The following is an 18,759-nucleotide window of genomic DNA, read 5'->3' on the forward strand; positions in this document are numbered from 1 at the left end:
TTTGCTTGTAATTGGCGTTCTGGTCTGATTTTTGTGGAGTAAGTTGATGCGTGATATTCAGATGGTTCTTGAGCGTTGGGGAGCGTGGGCGGCTAATAATCATGAAGATGTGACCTGGTCGTCCATTGCCGCCGGTTTTAAGGGATTAATTCCTTCAAAAGTAAAATCTCGCCCGCAATGTTGTGACGATGACGCGATGATCATTTGCGGGTGCATGGCCCGTCTGAAAAAGAACAACAGCGATTTGCACGATTTATTAGTAGATTATTATGTAGTCGGTATGACATTCATGTCACTGGCAGGTAAGCATTGCTGCTCTGATGGTTATATCGGGAAAAGGTTACAGAAGGCTGAGGGCATAATTGAAGGGATGTTAATGGCATTAGATATCCGGTTAGAGATGGATATCGTTGTTAATAACTCTAATTAATATGCCAATTGTTTACTAAAAATTATTAAAAATGGGGCGTTGCAACGCCCCCAAAAATAAAGGGTAATATATAACAGAAGGTTTATATAGTTAGAAACAAGGTTGTGCTCCTAAAGGAAGTGGCTTGAGGGAGCCACTTATATGTTGGGGAGGCAAAGCCTCCCGCAACATATCTTTTAGTAATCAAATTAGAACTGGTAAACCATACCTACAGCAACGATATCATCGGTAGCAACGCCAGATGCTTTCGTGAAATCGCTCTTATCAATCAGGTTGATTTTGTAATCAACAAAAGTGGACATATTTTTGTTGAAGTAATAGGTTGCACCTACATCAATATATTCAACCAGGTCCTGATCACCCCACGCACCCAAGTCTTTTCCTTTAGATTGCAGGTAAGCAACGGACGGACGCAGACCGAAGTCGAACTGGTATTGTGCAACTACTTCGAAGTTTTGTGCTTTGTTGGCAATATGGTTATTACCAAAAACAGTCATGTTCTGGGTTTCAGAATAGGTGGTAGCCAGATAGATGTTGTTCGCATCATATTTCAGACCAGCTGCCCATACTTCAGCATTTTGACCAGATGCATTCAGGCTGTTGTTACCGTAGATAACCTGATTATTAGTGCGGTCAGATTTAGCATAGGTTGCACCTACACCGAATCCTTCATACTCATAAGTAGTGGAGAAACCGAAACCATCACCATTAGCTTCAGTTACGTCAGTGCGGTCATTTTTACCCTGATACTGAGCAGCAAAGTTCAGACCATCAACCAGACCAAAGAAGTCGTTGTTACGATAAGTTGCAACACCAGTGGTGCGACCAGTCATGAACACATCTGTTTGGGTCCAGGTATCGCCACCGAATTCTGGCAGAACGTCAGTCCACGCACCGATGTCATATGCTACACCGTAGTTACGGCCGTAATCGATTGAGCCGTAGTCCCCGAATTTCAGGCCTGCAAATGCAAGACGGGTTTTGTCTTTGGAGGAGCCTTGAGATTCAGCGCGGTTGCCTTTGAATTCATATTCCCACTGACCGAAACCAGTCAGTTGATCGTTGATTTGGGTTTCACCTTTGAAGCCAAGACGGGCATAAGTAGTATCACCATCATCTGCATCATTAGAGGAGAAGTAGTGCTTGGCATTAACTTTCCCATATAGATCCAGCTTGTTACTGTCTTTATTATAAATTTCAGCTGCCTGAGCAGACATCGCCATCAGTACTGATGCAGCTACAGCAGAAATTGCCACTGTTAATTTTTTCATCGTGAGCCCTTTTTTTTGAACTATTATTAAAAAATGATGTCACTGCGCGATAAATATTCATCTAATCAATGTGATTATTTCAAGATGTAAGTTTTGGTTTCTCGTTTGATTTGTGAAGTAGATCTCTATTTTTATCTGAACTTTTTTCTATCGAATCCTATTCATGGATCTTGGCTGAATAAAAATAAATCTATTAGCCAATTTATATTAACGGCTGTTATTTATAAGTGCTCTGTAATTTGAAGGTTCAATTTAAATCGGCTAAAAATAACACTGGAAATTATTTGTTGGTTATTTGTTGAGATTTGCTTATGTATTTGTAGTGGTGTTTTCAATACTCGGTAGCATTCTCGCAAATATCATTTTGTGGTTTACGTACGTAAAAAATTGGTTATGCTGTTAAGAGTGGTTACTTCGTCACACAGCTTAAACCCGCCGTCGAGCGGGTTTTTCCATTTTTTGAGTCTCGATATTAGCTGATAACCCAATACCTGAGTTATTCACTGACTCCGAGTCTGTTACGTTTCTGCTTTTTTGCGATACGTTGTATTCCCTCAATTTACACCCGCTTTGTCTGCGAGGTGGGGTTATGAAATCCATGGATAAGTTAACAACGGGTGTCGCCTATGGCACCTCAGCAGGTAGTGCCGGTTACTGGTTTTTACAGCTGCTCGATAAAGTCACGCCCTCACAGTGGGCAGCAATAGGTGTGCTGGGTAGCCTGGTATTTGGCCTGCTGACGTACCTGACAAACCTTTATTTCAAGATTAAAGAAGATAAGCGCAAGGCTGCGAGAGGTGAATAATGCCTCCATCATTACGAAAAGCCGTTGCTGCTGCTATTGGTGGCGGAGCAATTGCTATAGCATCAGTGTTAATCACTGGCCCAAGTGGTAACGATGGTCTGGAAGGTGTCAGCTACATACCATACAAAGATATTGTTGGTGTATGGACTGTATGTCACGGGCATACAGGAAAAGACATCATGCTCGGTAAAACGTATACCAAAGCAGAATGCAAAGCCCTCCTGAATAAAGACCTTGCCACGGTCGCCAGACAAATTAACCCGTACATCAAAGTCGATATACCGGAAACAATGCGCGGCGCTCTTTACTCATTCGTTTACAACGTGGGTGCTGGCAATTTCAGAACATCGACGCTTCTTCGCAAAATAAACCAGGGCGATATCAAAGGCGCATGTGATCAGCTACGTCGCTGGACATATGCTGGCGGTAAGCAATGGAAAGGTCTCATGACTCGTCGTGAGATTGAGCGTGAAATCTGTTTGTGGGGTCAGCAATGAACAGAGTAACCGCGATTATCTCCGCTCTGGTTATCTGCATCATCGTCTGCCTGTCATGGGCTGTTAATCATTACCGTGATAACGCCATTACCTACAAAGCCCAGCGCGACAAAAATGCCAGAGAACTGAAGCTGGCGAACGCGGCAATTACTGACATGCAGATGCGTCAGCGTGATGTTGCTGCGCTCGATGCAAAATACACGAAGGAGTTAGCTGATGCGAAAGCTGAAAATGATGCTCTGCGTGATGATGTTGCCGCTGGTCGTCGTCGGTTGCACATCAAAGCAGTCTGTCAGTCAGTGCGTGAAGCCACCACCGCCTCCGGCGTGGATAATGCAGCCTCCCCCCGACTGGCAGACACCGCTGAACGGGATTATTTCACCCTCAGAGAGAGGCTGATCACTATGCAAAAACAACTGGAAGGAACCCAGAAGTATATTAATGAGCAGTGCAGATAGAGCTGCCCATATCGATGGGCAACTCATGCAATTATTGTGAGCAATACACACGCGCTTCCAGCGGAGTATAAATGCCTAAAGTAATAAAACCGAGAAATCCATTTACGAATGTTTGCTGGGTTTCTGTTTTAACAACATTTTCTGCGCCGCCACAAATTTTGGCTGCATCAACAGTTTTCTCCTGTCCAATTCCCGAAACGAAGAAATGATGGGTGATGGTTTCCTTTGGTGTTACTGCTGTCGGTTTGTTTCCAACAGTAAACGTCTGTTGAGCACATCCTGTAATAAGCATTGCCAGAGCGGCAGAAAACAACATTTTTTTCATCTTATTATCCTGCATTGTTAAAAACGGCAGAATCCTATGTGACAACAATTAAACGATAGTTAAATGGATTGATGAAAATTAAAACTATATAGGTGGATGCTCAGCCTATTGGAGGAGGGGGGGCACTCAGAATCCTGTGGAATGAAATAAACCGCTCTATCTGTCCATTACCCTTTTAGCTGCGCTGTATCGTCGCCGTATTCCCGCATTAACCATGACCGTAGCCCGACGGGGAATTCCTTCTGCGTGAGTGTGCGGGAATAATCAAAAACGATGCACACCGGGTTTTACTGTGCTGACAGACGCAGGGTTACCCTCATAGTCGCTTTTCCGGTGCGATGGTGGAAGAAACCGGGATGTTCATCCATCATCACTTTGGATTGATGTATATGCTCTCTTTTCTGACGTTAGTCTCCGACGGCAGGCTTCAATGACCCAGGCTGAGAAATTCCCAGACCCTTTTTGCTCAAGAGCGATGTTAATTTGTTCAATCATTTGGTTAGGAAAGCGGATGTTGCGGGTTGTTGTTCTGCGGGTTCTGTTCTTCGTTGACATGAGGTTGCCCCGTATTCAGTGTCGCTGATTTGTATTGTCTGAAGTTGTTTTTACGTTAAGTTGATGCAGATCAATTAATACGATACCTGCGTCATAATTGATTATTTGACGTGGTTTGATGGCGTAGATGCACGTTGTGACATGTAGATGATAATTATTATCATTTTGCGGGTCCTTTCCGGCGATCCGACAGGTTACGGGGCGGCGACCTCGCGGGTTTTCGCTATTTATGAAAATTTTCCGGTTTAAGGCATTTCCGTTCTTCTTCGTCGTAACTTAATGTTTTTATTTAAAATACCCCCTGAAAAGAAAGGAAACGACAGGTGCTGAAAACGAGCTTTTGGGCCTCTGTCGTTTCCTTTCTCTGTTTTTGGCCGTGGAATGAACAATGGAAGTCAACAAAAAGCAGCTGGCTGACATTTTCGGTGCGAGTATCCGTACCATTCAGAACTGGCAGGAACAGGGAATGCCCGTTCTGCGAGGCGGTGGCAAGGGTAATGAGGTGCTTTATGACTCTGCCGCCGTTATAAGATGGTATGCCGAAAGGGATGCTGAAATTGAGAACGAAAAGCTGCGCCGGGAAGTTGAAGAACTGCGGCAGGCCAGCGAGACAGATCTCCAGCCAGGGACTATTGAGTACGAACGCCATCGACTTACGCGTGCGCAGGCCGACGCACAGGAGCTGAAAAATGCCAGAGACTCCGCTGAAGTGGTGGAAACCGCATTCTGTACTTTCGTGCTGTCGCGGATCGCAGGTGAAATTGCCAGTATTCTCGACGGGATCCCCCTGTCGGTGCAGCGGCGTTTTCCGGAACTGGAAAACCGACATGTTGATTTCCTGAAACGGGATATCATCAAAGCCATGAACAAAGCAGCCGCGCTGGATGAACTGATACCGGGGTTGCTGAGTGAATATATCGAACAGTCAGGTTAACAGGCTGCGGCATTTTGTCCGCGCCGGGCTTCGCTCACTGTTCAGGCCGGAGCCACAGACCGCCGTTGAATGGGCGGATGCTAATTACTATCTCCCGAAAGAATCCGCATACCAGGAAGGGCGCTGGGAAACACTGCCCTTTCAGCGGGCCATCATGAATGCGATGGGCAGCGACTACATCCGTGAGGTGAATGTGGTGAAGTCTGCCCGTGTCGGTTATTCCAAAATGCTGCTGGGTGTTTATGCCTACTTTATAGAGCATAAGCAGCGCAACACACTTATCTGGTTGCCGACGGATGGTGATGCCGAGAACTTTATGAAAACCCACGTTGAGCCGACCATCCGCGATATTCCGTCGCTGCTGGCGCTGGCTCCGTGGTATGGCAAAAAGCACCGGGATAACACGCTCACTATGAAGCGTTTTTCCAATGGTCGTGGCTTCTGGTGCCTGGGCGGTAAAGCGGCAAAAAACTACCGTGAAAAGTCGGTGGATGTGGCGGGTTATGATGAACTTGCTGCCTTTGATGAGGATATTGAACAGGAAGGCTCTCCGACGTTCCTTGGCGACAAACGTATTGAAGGCTCGGTCTGGCCAAAGTCCATCCGTGGCTCCACGCCCAAAGTGAGAGGCACCTGCCAGATTGAGCGTGCAGCCAGTGAATCCCCGCATTTTATGCGTTTTCATGTTGCCTGCCCGCACTGCGGGGAGGAGCAGTATCTTAAATTTGGCGACAAAGAGACGCCGTTTGGCCTCAAATGGACGCCGGATGACCCCTCCAGCGTGTTTTATCTCTGCGAGCATAATGCCTGCGTCATCCGCCAGCAGGAGCTGGACTTTACTGATGCCCGTTATATCTGCGAAAAGACCGGGATCTGGACCCGTGATGGCATTCTCTGGTTTTCGTCATCCGGTGAAGAGATTGAGCCACCTGACAGTGTGACCTTTCACATCTGGACAGCGTACAGCCCGTTCACCACCTGGGTGCAGATTGTCAAAGACTGGATGAAAACGAAAGGGGATACGGGAAAACGTAAAACCTTCGTAAACACCACGCTCGGTGAGACGTGGGAGGCGAAAATTGGCGAACGTCCGGATGCTGAAGTGATGGCAGAGCGGAAAGAGCATTATTCAGCGCCCGTTCCTGACCGTGTGGCTTACCTGACCGCCGGTATCGACTCCCAGCTGGATCGCTACGAAATGCGCGTATGGGGATGGGGGCCGGGTGAGGAAAGCTGGCTGATTGATCGGCAGATTATTATGGGCCGCCACGACGATGAACAGACGCTGCTGCGTGTGGATGAGGCCATCAATAAAACCTATACCCGCCGGAATGGTGCAGAAATGTCGGTATCCCGTATCTGCTGGGATATTGGCGGGATTGACCCGACCATTGTGTATGAACGCTCGAAAAAGCATGGGCTGTTCCGGGTGATCCCCATTAAAGGGGCATCCGTCTACGGTAAGCCGGTGGCCAGCATGCCTCGTAAGCGAAACAAAAACGGGGTTTACCTTACCGAAATCGGTACGGATACCGCGAAAGAGCAGATTTATAACCGCTTCACACTGACGCCGGAAGGGGATGAACCGCTTCCCGGTGCCGTTCACTTCCCGAATAACCCGGATATTTTTGATCTGACCGAAGCGCAGCAGCTGACTGCTGAAGAGCAGGTCGAAAAATGGGTGGATGGCAGGAAAAAAATACTGTGGGACAGCAAAAAGCGACGCAATGAGGCGCTCGACTGCTTCGTTTATGCGCTGGCGGCGCTGCGCATCAGTATTTCCCGCTGGCAGCTGGATCTCAGTGCACTGCTGGCGAGCCTGCAGGAAGAGGATGGTGCAGCAACCAACAAGAAAACACTGGCAGATTACGCCCGTGCCTTATCCGGAGAGGATGAATGACGCGACAGGAAGAACTTGCCGCTGCCCGTGCGGCACTGCATGACCTGATGACAGGTAAACGGGTGGCAACGGTACAGAAAGACGGACGGCGAGTGGAGTTTACGGCCACTTCCGTGTCTGACCTGAAAAAATACATTGCGGAGCTGGAGGTGCAGACCGGCATGACACAGCGACGCAGGGGACCTGCAGGATTTTATGTATGAAAACGCCCACCATTCCCACCCTTCTGGGACCGGACGGCATGACATCGCTGCGTGAATATGCCGGTTATCACGGCGGTGGCAGCGGATTTGGTGGGCAGTTGCGGGCGTGGAACCCACCGGGTGAAAGTGTGGATGCAGCCCTGCTGCCCAACTTTACCCGTGGCAATGCCCGCGCAGACGATCTGGTACGCAATAACGGCTATGCTGCCAACGCCATCCAGCTGCATCAGGATCATATCGTCGGGTCTTTTTTCCGGCTCAGTCATCGCCCAAGCTGGCGCTATCTGGGCATCGGGGAGGAAGACGCCCGTGCCTTTTCCCGCGAGGTTGAAGCGGCATGGAAAGAGTTTGCCGAGGATGACTGCTGCTGCATTGACGTTGAGCGAAAACGCACGTTTACCATGATGATTCGGGAAGGTGTGGCCATGCACGCCTTTAACGGTGAACTGTTCGTTCAGGCCACCTGGGATACCAGTTCGTCGCGGCTTTTCCGGACACAGTTCCGGATGGTCAGCCCGAAGCGCATCAGCAACCCGAACAATACCGGCGACAGCCGGAACTGCCGTGCCGGTGTGCAGATTAATGACAGCGGTGCGGCGCTGGGATATTACGTCAGCGAGGACGGCTATCCTGGCTGGATGCCGCAGAAATGGACATGGATACCCCGTGAGTTACCCGGCGGACGCGCCTCGTTCATTCACGTTTTTGAACCCGTGGAGGACGGGCAGACCCGCGGTGCAAATGTGTTTTACAGCGTGATGGAGCAGATGAAGATGCTCGACACGCTGCAGAACACGCAGCTGCAGAGCGCCATTGTGAAGGCGATGTATGCCGCCACCATTGAGAGTGAGCTGGATACGCAGTCAGCGATGGATTTTATTCTGGGCGCGAACAGTCAGGAGCAGCGGGAAAGGCTGACCGGCTGGATTGGTGAAATTGCCGCGTATTACGCCGCAGCACCGGTCCGGCTGGGAGGCGCAAAAGTGCCGCACCTGATGCCGGGGGACTCACTGAACCTGCAGACGGCTCAGGACACGGATAACGGCTACTCCGTGTTTGAGCAGTCACTGTTGCGGTATATCGCTGCCGGGCTGGGTGTCTCGTATGAGCAGCTTTCCCGGAATTACGCCCAGATGAGCTACTCCACGGCACGGGCCAGTGCGAACGAGTCGTGGGCGTACTTTATGGGGCGGCGAAAATTCGTCGCATCCCGTCAGGCGAGCCAGATGTTTCTGTGCTGGCTGGAAGAGGCCATCGCTCGCCGCGTGGTGACGTTACCTTCAAAAGCGCGCTTCAGTTTTCAGGAAGCCCGAAGTGCCTGGGGGAACTGCGACTGGATAGGCTCCGGTCGTATGGCCATCGATGGTCTGAAAGAAGTACAGGAAGCGGTGATGCTGATAGAAGCCGGACTGAGTACCTACGAGAAAGAGTGCGCAAAACGCGGTGACGACTATCAGGAAATTTTTGCCCAGCAGGTCCGTGAAACGATGGAGCGCCGTGCAGCCGGTCTTAAACCGCCCGCCTGGGCGGCTGCGGCATTTGAATCCGGGCTGCGACAATCAACAGAGGAGGAGAAGAGTGACAGCAGAGCTGCGTAATCTCCCGCATATTGCCAGCATGGCTTTTAATGAGCCGCTGATGCTTGAACCCGCCTATGCGCGGGTTTTCTTTTGTGCGCTTGCAGGCCAGCTTGGGATCAGCCGCCTGACGGATGCGGTGTCCGGCGACAGCCTGACTGCCCAGGAGGCACTCGCGACGCTGGCATTATCCGGTGATGATGACGGACCACGACAGGCCCGCAGTTATCAGGTCATGAACGGCATCGCCGTGCTGCCGGTGTCCGGCACGCTGGTCAGCCGGACGCGGGCGCTGCAGCCGTACTCGGGGATGACCGGTTACAACGGCATTATCGCCCGTCTGCAACAGGCTGCCAGCGATCCGATGGTGGACGGCATTCTGCTCGATATGGACACGCCCGGCGGGATGGTGGCGGGGGCATTTGACTGCGCTGACATCATCGCCCGTGTGCGTGACATAAAGCCGGTATGGGCGCTGGCCAATGACATGAACTGCAGCGCAGGTCAGCTGCTTGCCAGTGCCGCCTCCCGGCGTCTGGTCACGCAGACCGCCCGGACAGGCTCCATCGGCGTCATGATGGCTCACAGTAATTACGGCGCTGCACTGGAGAAACAGGGCGTGGAAATCACGCTGATTTACAGCGGCAGCCATAAGGTGGATGGCAACCCCTACAGCCATCTACCGGATGATGTCCGGGAAACATTGCAGTCCCGGATGGATGCAACCCGCCGGATGTTTGCACAGAAGGTGTCGGCATATACCGGCCTGTCCGTGCAGGCTGTGCTGGATACCGAGGCTGCAGTGTACAGCGGTCAGGAGGCCATTGATGCCGGACTGGCTGATGAACTTGTCAACAGCACCGATGCGATCACCGTTATGCGTGATGCACTGGATGCACGTAAATCCCGTCTCTCAGGAGGGCGAATGACCAAAGAGACTCAATCAACAACTGTTTCAGCCACTGCTTCGCAGGCTGACGTTACTGACGTGGTGCCAGCGACGGAGGGCGAAAACGCCAGCGCGGCGCAGCCGGACGTGAACGCGCAGATCACCGCTGCGGTTGCGGCAGAAAACAGCCGCATTATGGGGATCCTCAACTGTGAGGAGGCTCACGGACGCGAAGAACAGGCCCGCGTGCTGGCAGAAACCCCCGGTATGACCGTGGAAACGGCCCGCCGCATTCTGGCAGCTGCACCACAGAGTGCACAGGCGCGCAGTGACACTGCGCTGGATCGTCTGATGCAGGGGGCACCGGCACCGCTGGCTGCAGGTAACCCGGCATCTGATGCCGTTAACGATTTGCTGAACACACCAGTGTAAGGGATGTTTATGACGAGCAAAGAAACCTTTACCCATTACCAGCCGCTGGGCAACAGTGACCCGGCTCATACCGCAACCGCGCCCGGCGGATTGAGTGCGAAAGCGCCTGCAATGACCCCGCTGATGCTGGACACATCCACCCGTAAGCTGGTTGCGTGGGATGGCACCACCGACGGTGCTGCCGTTGGCATTCTTGCGGTTGCTGCTGACCAGACCAGCACCACACTGACGTTCTACAAGTCCGGCACGTTCCGTTATGAGGATGTGCTCTGGCCGGAGGCTGCCAGCGACGAGACGAAAAAACGGACCGCGTTTGCCGGAACGGCAATCAGCATCGTTTAACCTTACCCTTCATCACTAAAGGCCGCCTGTGCGGCTTTTTTTACGGGATTTTTTTATGTCGATGTACACAACCGCCCAGCTGCTGGCGGCAAATGAGCAGAAATTTAAGTTTGATCCGCTGTTTCTGCGTCTCTTTTTCCGTGAGAGCTATCCCTTCACTACGGAGAAAGTCTATCTCTCACAAATTCCGGGACTGGTAAACATGGCGCTGTACGTTTCGCCGATTGTTTCCGGTGAGGTTATCCGTTCCCGTGGCGGCTCCACCTCTGAATTTACGCCGGGATATGTCAAACCCAAGCATGAGGTGAATCCGCAGATGACCCTGCGTCGCCTGCCGGATGAAGATCCGCAGAATCTGGCGGACCCGGCTTACCGCCGCCGTCGCATCATCATGCAGAACATGCGTGACGAAGAGCTGGCCATTGCTCAGGTCGAAGAGATGCAGGCAGTTTCTGCCGTGCTCAAGGGCAAATACACCATGACCGGTGAAGCCTTCGATCCGGTTGAGGTGGATATGGGCCGCAGTGCGGCGAACAACATCACACAGTCCGGCGTCACGGAGTGGAGCAAGCGTGACAAGTCCACGTATGACCCGACCGACGATATCGAAGCCTACGCGCTGAACGCCAGCGGTGTGGTGAATATCATCGTGTTTGACCCGAAAGGCTGGGCGCTGTTCCGTTCCTTCAAAGCCGTCAAGGAGAAGCTGGATACCCGTCGCGGCTCTCATTCCGAGCTGGAGACAGCGGTGAAAGACTTGGGCAAAGCGGTGTCCTATAAGGGAATGTATGGCGATGTGGCCATCGTCGTGTATTCCGGACAGTACGTGGAAAACGGCGTCAAAAAGAACTTCCTGCCGGACAACACGATGGTGCTGGGGAACACTCAGGCTCGCGGTCTGCGCACCTATGGCTGCATTCAGGATGCGGACGCACAGCGCGAAGGCATTAACGCCTCTGCCCGTTACCCGAAAAACTGGGTGACCACCGGCGATCCGGCGCGTGAGTTCACCATGATTCAGTCAGCACCGCTGATGCTGCTGGCTGACCCTGATGAGTTCGTGTCCGTTCAACTGGCGTAATCATGGCCCTTCGGGGCCATTTTCTCTCTGTGGAGGAGTTCATGACGAAAGATGAACTGATTGCCCGTCTTCAGGAGCTGGGTGAGCAACTGAACCGCGATGTCAGCCTGACGGGAACGAAAGAAGAACTGGCGCTTCGTGTGGCAGAGCTGGAAGAAGAGCTTGATGACACGGATGAAACTGCCGGTCAGGACACCCCTCTCAGCCGGGAAAATGTGCTGACCGGGCATGAAAATGAGGTGGTATCAGCGCAGCCGGATACCGTGATTCAGGATACGGCTGAACTGGTCACGGTCGTGGCACTGGTGACGCTGCATACTGATGCACTTCACGCCACGCGGGATAAACCTGTGGCATTTGTGCTGCCGGGAACGGCGTTTCGTGTCTCTGCCGGTGTGGCAGCCGAAATGACAGAGCGCGGCCTGGCCAGAATGCAATAACGGGAGGCGCTGTGGCTGATTTCGATAACCTGTTCGATGCTGCCATTGCCCGCGCCGATGAAACGATACGCGGGTACATGGGAACGTCAGCCACCATGACATCCGGTGAGCAGTCAGGTGCGGTGATACGTGGTGTTTTTGATGACCCTGAAAATATCAGCTATGCCGGACAGGGCGTGCGCGTTGAAGGCTCCAGCCCGTCCCTGTTTGTCCGGACTGATGATGCGCGGCAGCTGCGGCGTGGAGACACGCTGACCATCGGTGAGGAAAATTTCTGGGTAGATCGGGTTTCGCCGGATGATGGCGGAAGTTGTCATCTCTGGCTTGGACGGGGCGTACCGCCTGCCGTTAACCGTCGCCGCTGAAAGGGGGATGTATGGTCATAAAAGGTCTTGAGCAGGCCGTTGAAAACCTCAGCCGTATCAGCAAAACGGCGGTGCCTGGTGCCGCCGCAATGGCCATTAACCGCGTTGCTTCATCCGCGATATCGCAGTCGGCGTCACAGGTTGCCCGTGAGACAAAGGTACGCCGGAAACTGGTAAAGGAAAGGGCCAGGCTGAAAAGGGCCACGGTCAAAAATCCGCAGGCCAGAATCAAGGTTAACCGGGGGGATTTGCCCGTAATAAAGCTGGGTAACGCGCGGATTGTCCTGTCCCGACGCAGGCGTCGTAAAAAGGGGCAGCGTTCAGCCCTGAAAGGTGGCGGCAGCGTGCTTGTGGTGGGAAACCGTCGTATTCCCGGCGCGTTTATTCAGCAACTGAAAAATGGCCGCTGGCATGTCATGCAGCGTGTGGCCGGGAAAAACCGTTACCCCATTGATGTGGTGAAAATCCCGATGGCGGTGCCGCTGACCACGGCGTTTAAACAGAATATTGAGCGGATACGGCGTGAGCGTCTTCCGAAAGAGCTGGGCTATGCGCTGCAGCATCAACTGAGGATGGTAATAAAGCGATGAAACATACTGAACTCCGTGCAGCCGTACTGGATGCACTGGAGAAGCATGACACCGGGGCGACGTTTTTTGATGGTCGCCCCGCTGTTTTTGATGAGGCGGATTTTCCGGCAGTTGCCGTTTATCTCACCGGCGCTGAATACACGGGCGAAGAGCTGGACAGCGATACCTGGCAGGCGGAACTGCATATCGAAGTTTTCCTGCCTGCTCAGGTGCCGGATTCAGAGCTGGATGCGTGGATGGAGTCCCGGATTTATCCGGTGATGAGCGATATCCCGGCACTGTCAGATTTGATCACCAGTATGGTGGCCAGTGGCTATGACTACCGGCGCGACGATGATGCGGGCCTGTGGAGTTCTGCCGATCTGACTTATGTCATTACCTATGAAATGTGAGGACGATATGCCTGTACCAAATCCAGCAATACCGGTGAAAGGTGCCGGAACCACCCTGTGGGTTTATAACGGGAGCGGCGACCCTTATGCGAACCCGCTTTCAGACGTTGACTGGTCGCGTCTGGCTAAAGTTAAAGACCTGACGCCCGGCGAACTGACCGCTGAGTCCTATGACGACAGTTATCTCGATGATGAAGATGCGGACTGGACCGCGACCGGGCAGGGGCAGAAATCCGCCGGAGATACCAGCTTCACGCTGGCGTGGATGCCCGGAGAGCAGGGGCAGCAGGCGCTGCTGGCGTGGTTTAATGAAGGCGATACCCGTGCCTATAAAATCCGCTTCCCGAACGGCACGGTCGATGTGTTCCGTGGCTGGGTCAGCAGTATCGGTAAGGCGGTGACGGCGAAGGAAGTGATCACCCGCACGGTGAAAGTCACCAATGTGGGACGTCCGTCGATGGCAGAAGATCGCAGCACGGTAACAGCGGCAACCGGTATGACTGTGACGCCTGCCAGCTCCTCGGTGGTGAAAGGGCAGAGCACCACGCTGACCGTGGCATTCCAGCCGGAGGGCGCAACTGACAAGAGCTTCCGTGCGGTGTCAGCGGATAAAACAAAAGCCACCGTGTCGGTCAGTGGTATGACCATCACCGTGAAAGGCGTTGCTGCAGGTAAGGTCAACATTCCGGTTGTATCCGGTAATGGTGAACTTGCTGCGGTTGCAGAAATCACTGTCACCGACAGTTAATCCGGAGAGTCAGCGATGTTCCTGAAAACCGAATCATTTGAACATAACGGCGTGACCGTCACGCTTTCTGAACTGTCAGCCCTGCAGCGTATTGAGCATCTCGCCCTGATGAAACGGCAGGCAGAACAGGCGGAGTCAGACAGCAACCGGAAGTTTACTGTGGAAGACGCCATCAGAACCGGCGCGTTTCTGGTGGCGATGTCCCTGTGGCATAACCATCCGCAGAAGACGCAGATGCCGTCCATGAATGAAGCCGTTAAACAGATTGAGCAGGAAGTGCTTACCACCTGGCCCACGGAGGCAATTTCTCATGCTGAAAACGTGGTGTACCGGCTGTCTGGTATGTATGAGTTTGTGGTGAATAATGCCCCTGAACAGACAGAGGACGCCGGGCCCGCAGAGCCTGTTTCTGCGGGAAAGTGTTCGACGGTGAGCTGAGTTTTGCCCTGAAACTGGCGCGTGAGATGGGGCGACCCGACTGGCGTGCCATGCTTGCCGGGATGTCATCCACGGAGTATGCCGACTGGCACCGCTTTTACAGTACCCATTATTTTCATGATGTTCTGCTGGATATGCACTTTTCCGGGCTGACGTACACCGTGCTCAGCCTGTTTTTCAGCGATCCGGATATGCATCCGCTGGATTTCAGTCTGCTGAACCGGCGCGAGGCTGACGAAGAGCCTGAAGATGATGTGCTGATGCAGAAAGCGGCAGGGCTTGCCGGAGGTGTCCGCTTTGGCCCGGACGGGAATGAAGTTATCCCCGCTTCCCCGGATGTGGCGGACATGACGGAGGATGACGTAATGCTGATGACAGTATCAGAAGGGATCGCAGGAGGAGTCCGGTATGGCTGAACCGGTAGGCGATCTGGTCGTTGATTTGAGTCTGGATGCGGCCAGATTTGACGAGCAGATGGCCAGAGTCAGGCGTCATTTTTCCGGTACGGAAAGTGATGCGAAAAAAACAGCGGCAGTCGTTGAACAGTCGCTGAGCCGACAGGCGCTGGCTGCACAGAAAGCGGGGATTTCCGTCGGGCAGTATAAAGCCGCCATGCGTATGCTGCCTGCACAGTTCACCGACGTGGCCACGCAGCTTGCAGGCGGGCAAAGTCCGTGGCTGATCCTGCTGCAACAGGGGGGGCAGGTGAAGGACTCCTTCGGCGGGATGATCCCCATGTTCAGGGGGCTTGCCGGTGCGATCATCCTGCCGATGGTGGGGGCCACCTCGCTGGCGGTGGCGACCGGTGCGCTGGCGTATGCCTGGTATCAGGGCAACTCAACCCTGTCCGATTTCAACAAAACGCTGGTCCTTTCCGGCAATCAGGCGGGACTGACGGCAGATCGTATGCTGGTCCTGTCCAGAGCCGGGCAGGCGGCAGGGCTGACGTTTAACCAGACCAGCGAGTCACTCAGCGCACTGGTTAAGGCGGGGGTAAGCGGTGAGGCTCAGATTGCGTCCATCAGCCAGAGTGTGGCGCGTTTCTCCTCTGCATCCGGCGTGGAGGTGGACAAGGTCGCTGAAGCCTTCGGGAAGCTGACCACAGACCCGACGTCGGGGCTGACGGCGATGGCACGCCAGTTCCATAACGTGACGGCGGAGCAGATTGCGTATGTTGCTCAGTTGCAGCGTTCCGGAGATGAAGCCGGGGCATTGCAGGCGGCGAACGAGGCCGCAACGAAAGGGTTTGATGACCAGACCCGCCGCCTGAAAGAGAACATGGGCACGCTGGAGACCTGGGCAGACAGGACAGCACGGGCATTCAAATCCATGTGGGATTCGGTGCTGGATATTGGTCGCCCGGACACTGCCCAGGGAATGCTGGAGAAAGCAGAAAAGGCTTTTGATGAGGCGGACAAAAAATGGCAGTGGTATCAGAGCCGAAGCCACCGGCGCGGTAAAACCTCAGCATTTCTTGCCAATCTCCGGGGAGCATGGGAGGACAGAGCGAATGCGCAACTTGGGCTTTCAGCCGCCACGTTGCAGGCCGATCTTGAAAAGGCCAGAGAGATGGCAGCAAAGGACTGGGCCGAGTCTGAGGCATCACGGCTGAAATATACCGAAGAGGCGCAGAAGGCTTACGAACGCCTGCAGACGCCGCTGGAGAAATATACCGCCCGTCAGGAAGAACTGAACAAGGCACTGAAAGACGGGAAAATCCTGCAGGCAGATTACAACACGCTGATGGCGGCGGCGAAAAAGGATTATGAAGCGACGCTGAAAAAGCCGAAACAGTCCGGCGTGAAAGTGTCTGCGGGCGATCGTCAGGAAGACAGTGCTCATGCTGCCCTGCTGACGCTTCAGGCTGAACTCCGGACGCTGGAGAAGCATGCCGGAGCAAATGAGAAAATCAGCCAGCAGCGCCGGGATTTGTGGAAGGCAGAAAGTCAGTTCGCGGTACTGGAGGAGGCGGCACAACGTCGCCAGCTGTCCGCACAGGAGAAATCCCTGCTGGCGCATAAAGATGAGACGCTGGAGTACAAACGCCAGCTGGCTGCACTTGGCGACAAGGTTACGTATCAGGAGCGCCTGAACGCGCTGGCGCAGCAGGCGGATAAATTCGCACAGCAGCAACGGGCAAAACGGGCCGCCATTGATGCGAAAAACCGGGGGCTGACTGACCGGCAGGCAGCGCGGGAAGCCACAGAACAGCGTCTGAAGGAACAGTATGGCGATAATCCGCTGGCGCTGAATAACGTCATGTCAGAGCAGAAAAAGACTTGGGCGGCTGAAGACCAGCTTCGCGGGAACTGGATGGCAGGCCTGAAGTCCGGCTGGAGTGAGTGGGAAGAGAGCGCCACGGACAGTATGTCGCAGGTAAAAAGTGCAGCCACGCAGACCTTTGATGGTATTGCACAGAATATGGCGGCGATGCTGACCGGCAGTGAGCAGAACTGGCGCAGCTTCACCCGTTCCGTGCTGTCCATGATGACAGAAATTCTGCTTAAGCAGGCAATGGTGGGGATTGTCGGGAGTATCGGCAGCGCCATTGGCGGGGCTGTTGGTGGCGGCGCATCCGCGTCAGGCGGTACAGCCATTCAGGCCGCTGCGGCGAAATTCCATTTTGCAACCGGAGGGTTTACGGGAACCGGCGGCAAATATGAGCCAGCGGGGATTGTTCACCGTGGTGAGTTTGTCTTCACGAAGGAGGCAACCAGCCGGATTGGCGTGGGGAATCTTTACCGGCTGATGCGCGGCTATGCCACCGGCGGTTATGTCGGTACACCGGGCAGCATGGCAGACAGCCGGTCGCAGGCGTCCGGGACGTTTGAGCAGAATAACCATGTGGTGATTAACAACGACGGCACGAACGGGCAGATAGGGCCACAGGCGCTGAAGGCTGTTTATGACGTAGCCCGTAAGGCGGCAATGGATGTTGTGACCGGGCAGATGCGCGATGGTGGTCTGTTCTCCGGAGGTGGACGATGAAAACCTTCCGCTGGAAAGTGAAACCCGGGATGGATGTGACATCGGCTCCTTCCGTCAGGGAGGTGCGCTTTGGTGATGGCTATTCCCAGCGTGCGCCTGCCGGGCTGAACGCTGACCTGAAAACGTACAGCGTGACGCTGTCTGTCTCCCGTGAGGAGGCCACGGCGCTGGAGTCGTTTCTGGCAGAGCACGGAGGCTGGAAGGCCTTTCTGTGGACGCCGCCTTATGGTTACAGGCAGATAAAGGTGACCTGCGCAAAATGGTCGTCGCAGGTCAGTATGTTGCGTGTTGAGTTCAGCGCAGAGTTTAAACAGGTGGTGAACTGATGCAGGATATCCGGCAGGAAACACTGAATGAATGCACCCGTGCGGAGCAGTCGGCCAGCGTGGTGCTCTGGGAAATCGATCTGACAGAGGTCGGTGGAGAACGTTATTTTTTCTGTAATGAGCAGAACGAAAAAGGTGAGCCGGTCACCTGGCAGGGGCGACAGTATCAGCCGTATCCCATTCAGGGGACGGGATTTGAACTGAACGGCAAGGGCAGTGCTGCCCGTCCGACACTGACGGTCTCTAACCTGTACGGTATGGTCACCGGGATGGCGGAAGATCTGCAGAGTCTGGTTGGCGGAACGGTGGTCCGGCGTAAGGTTTACGCCCGTTTTCTGGATGCGGTGAACTTCGTCAACGGAAACAGTGACGCCGATCCGGAGCAGGAGGTGATCAGCCGCTGGCGCATCGAGCAGTGCAGCGAACTGAGCGCGGTGAGTGCCTCCTTTGTACTGTCCACGCCGACGGAAACGGATGGCGCTGTTTTTCCGGGACGTATCATGCTGGCCAACACCTGCACCTGGACCTATCGCGGTGACGAGTGCGGTTATAGCGGTCCGGCTGTCGCGGATGAATATGACCAGCCGACGTCCGATATCACGAAGGATAAATGCAGCAAATGCCTGAGTGGCTGTAAGTTTCGCAATAACGTCGGCAACTTTGGCGGCTTCCTTTCCATTAACAAACTTTCGCAGTAATCCCATGACAGAGACAGAATCAGCGATTCTGGCGCACGCCCGGCGATGTGCGCCAGCGGAGTCGTGCGGCTTCGT

General features: G+C 53.8%; 24 protein-coding genes and 1 pseudogene. 22 read left to right on the forward strand and 3 right to left on the reverse strand.

The genetic code is table 11. From position 1 onward, the window contains the following. Positions 1–46 precede the first annotated feature (46 nt). Entirely contained in the window at positions 47–430 is a 384-nt protein-coding gene (gene quuD / locus BGE37_RS10780; protein ID WP_001204780.1) for an antitermination protein QuuD, read from the forward strand. A 188-nt stretch (positions 431–618) separates the two neighbouring features. On the opposite strand, the gene ompC is transcribed toward quuD, so the two are convergent. Continuing rightward, a complete protein-coding gene (ompC, locus tag BGE37_RS10785) occupies positions 619–1,701 on the reverse strand; it encodes a porin OmpC (RefSeq protein WP_000737275.1) in 1,083 nt (360 codons plus the stop codon). 589 nt (positions 1,702–2,290) lie between these two features. Between ompC and essD the strand changes: the two genes are divergently transcribed. The 3 genes from essD to rzpD are packed head-to-tail and all read left to right on the forward strand — an operon-like array spanning position 2,291 to position 3,461. After that, entirely contained in the window at positions 2,291–2,506 is a 216-nt protein-coding gene (essD, locus tag BGE37_RS10790; protein ID WP_000839596.1) for a phage lysis protein EssD, read from the forward strand. Further along, complete coding sequence (rrrD, locus tag BGE37_RS10795; protein ID WP_001135277.1) at positions 2,506–3,003, forward strand: lysozyme RrrD; 498 nt, start codon at positions 2,506–2,508, stop codon at positions 3,001–3,003. The genes essD and rrrD overlap by 1 nt, the downstream gene beginning before the upstream one ends. Continuing rightward, entirely contained in the window at positions 3,000–3,461 is a 462-nt protein-coding gene (gene rzpD, locus BGE37_RS25970; RefSeq protein ID WP_001082739.1) for a prophage endopeptidase RzpD, read from the forward strand. The genes rrrD and rzpD overlap by 4 nt, the downstream gene beginning before the upstream one ends. Before the next feature lie 31 nt (positions 3,462–3,492). Here rzpD and iss read toward each other — a convergent pair whose 3' ends face one another. Then, positions 3,493–3,786 carry an increased serum survival lipoprotein Iss gene (iss, locus tag BGE37_RS10805; protein ID WP_000738421.1) on the reverse strand — a complete coding sequence of 98 codons (294 nt, stop codon included), beginning with the start codon at positions 3,784–3,786 and terminating at the stop codon, positions 3,493–3,495. Between the two features lie 360 nt (positions 3,787–4,146). Next, positions 4,147–4,341, reverse strand: coding sequence for a YlcI/YnfO family protein (locus BGE37_RS10810; RefSeq protein ID WP_001307652.1), 195 nt, complete (start codon positions 4,339–4,341; stop codon positions 4,147–4,149). Positions 4,342–4,729: 388 nt separating this feature from the next. On the opposite strand from BGE37_RS10810, the gene BGE37_RS10820 reads away from it, so the two are divergent. From BGE37_RS10820 to BGE37_RS25435, 18 genes and pseudogenes are all read left to right on the forward strand, one after another. Next, positions 4,730–5,275, forward strand: coding sequence for a DNA-packaging protein (locus BGE37_RS10820; protein ID WP_000453611.1), 546 nt, complete (start codon positions 4,730–4,732; stop codon positions 5,273–5,275). Beyond that, a complete protein-coding gene (locus BGE37_RS10825; protein ID WP_001519677.1) occupies positions 5,250–7,175 on the forward strand; it encodes a phage terminase large subunit family protein in 1,926 nt (641 codons plus the stop codon). Before BGE37_RS10820 ends, BGE37_RS10825 begins: the two co-directional genes overlap by 26 nt. Continuing rightward, positions 7,172–7,378, forward strand: coding sequence for a phage head-tail joining protein (locus tag BGE37_RS10830; protein WP_000198149.1), 207 nt, complete (start codon positions 7,172–7,174; stop codon positions 7,376–7,378). The genes BGE37_RS10825 and BGE37_RS10830 overlap by 4 nt, the downstream gene beginning before the upstream one ends. Then, positions 7,375–8,976 carry a phage portal protein gene (locus tag BGE37_RS10835; RefSeq protein ID WP_001676384.1) on the forward strand — a complete coding sequence of 534 codons (1,602 nt, stop codon included), beginning with the start codon at positions 7,375–7,377 and terminating at the stop codon, positions 8,974–8,976. The genes BGE37_RS10830 and BGE37_RS10835 overlap by 4 nt, the downstream gene beginning before the upstream one ends. Further along, a complete protein-coding gene (locus tag BGE37_RS10840) occupies positions 8,957–10,276 on the forward strand; it encodes a S49 family peptidase (protein ID WP_000123317.1) in 1,320 nt (439 codons plus the stop codon). The genes BGE37_RS10835 and BGE37_RS10840 overlap by 20 nt, the downstream gene beginning before the upstream one ends. Before the next feature lie 9 nt (positions 10,277–10,285). Continuing rightward, positions 10,286–10,618 carry a head decoration protein gene (locus BGE37_RS10845; protein WP_001299443.1) on the forward strand — a complete coding sequence of 111 codons (333 nt, stop codon included), beginning with the start codon at positions 10,286–10,288 and terminating at the stop codon, positions 10,616–10,618. 55 nt (positions 10,619–10,673) lie between these two features. Further along, positions 10,674–11,699, forward strand: coding sequence for a major capsid protein (locus tag BGE37_RS10850; protein ID WP_000063272.1), 1,026 nt, complete (start codon positions 10,674–10,676; stop codon positions 11,697–11,699). A 41-nt stretch (positions 11,700–11,740) separates the two neighbouring features. Then, positions 11,741–12,139, forward strand: a complete 399-nt coding sequence (locus BGE37_RS10855) for a DNA-packaging protein FI (RefSeq protein ID WP_000158862.1) — start codon at positions 11,741–11,743, stop codon at positions 12,137–12,139. 11 nt (positions 12,140–12,150) lie between these two features. Beyond that, the gene (locus BGE37_RS10860) at positions 12,151–12,504 is read left to right on the forward strand and encodes a head-tail joining protein (protein ID WP_021514936.1); all 354 of its coding nucleotides are present in this window, start codon (positions 12,151–12,153) and stop codon (positions 12,502–12,504) included. Positions 12,505–12,515: 11 nt separating this feature from the next. Beyond that, positions 12,516–13,094: a phage tail protein gene (locus BGE37_RS10865; protein ID WP_096968257.1), complete on the forward strand. Its 579-nt coding sequence runs from the start codon at positions 12,516–12,518 to the stop codon at positions 13,092–13,094. Beyond that, on the forward strand, positions 13,091–13,486 hold the full coding sequence (locus tag BGE37_RS10870) for a phage minor tail U family protein (protein WP_000683105.1): 396 nt from the start codon (positions 13,091–13,093) through the stop codon (positions 13,484–13,486). The genes BGE37_RS10865 and BGE37_RS10870 overlap by 4 nt, the downstream gene beginning before the upstream one ends. Positions 13,487–13,493: 7 nt before the next feature. Next, positions 13,494–14,234, forward strand: coding sequence for a phage tail protein (locus tag BGE37_RS10875; RefSeq protein ID WP_001345558.1), 741 nt, complete (start codon positions 13,494–13,496; stop codon positions 14,232–14,234). 15 nt (positions 14,235–14,249) lie between these two features. Further along, positions 14,250–14,672: a phage tail assembly chaperone G gene (gpG, locus tag BGE37_RS10880; protein ID WP_000479153.1), complete on the forward strand. Its 423-nt coding sequence runs from the start codon at positions 14,250–14,252 to the stop codon at positions 14,670–14,672. Beyond that, positions 14,654–15,088, forward strand: coding sequence for a phage tail assembly protein T (locus BGE37_RS10885; RefSeq protein ID WP_000459457.1), 435 nt, complete (start codon positions 14,654–14,656; stop codon positions 15,086–15,088). Before gpG ends, BGE37_RS10885 begins: the two co-directional genes overlap by 19 nt. Further along, positions 15,081–17,660: a phage tail tape measure protein gene (locus BGE37_RS10890; RefSeq protein ID WP_105288020.1), complete on the forward strand. Its 2,580-nt coding sequence runs from the start codon at positions 15,081–15,083 to the stop codon at positions 17,658–17,660. Before BGE37_RS10885 ends, BGE37_RS10890 begins: the two co-directional genes overlap by 8 nt. Then, a complete protein-coding gene (locus BGE37_RS10895; RefSeq protein ID WP_000847401.1) occupies positions 17,657–17,986 on the forward strand; it encodes a phage tail protein in 330 nt (109 codons plus the stop codon). Before BGE37_RS10890 ends, BGE37_RS10895 begins: the two co-directional genes overlap by 4 nt. Beyond that, the gene (locus BGE37_RS10900) at positions 17,986–18,684 is read left to right on the forward strand and encodes a phage minor tail protein L (RefSeq protein ID WP_061336346.1); all 699 of its coding nucleotides are present in this window, start codon (positions 17,986–17,988) and stop codon (positions 18,682–18,684) included. Before BGE37_RS10895 ends, BGE37_RS10900 begins: the two co-directional genes overlap by 1 nt. A gap of 4 nt (positions 18,685–18,688) precedes the next feature. Beyond that, positions 18,689–18,759: pseudogene (locus tag BGE37_RS25435) on the forward strand (C40 family peptidase); the annotation flags it as partial.

Source organism: Escherichia sp. MOD1-EC6300 (genome assembly GCF_002965045.1).
GTDB classification, from domain to species: domain Bacteria; phylum Pseudomonadota; class Gammaproteobacteria; order Enterobacterales; family Enterobacteriaceae; genus Escherichia; species Escherichia coli_F.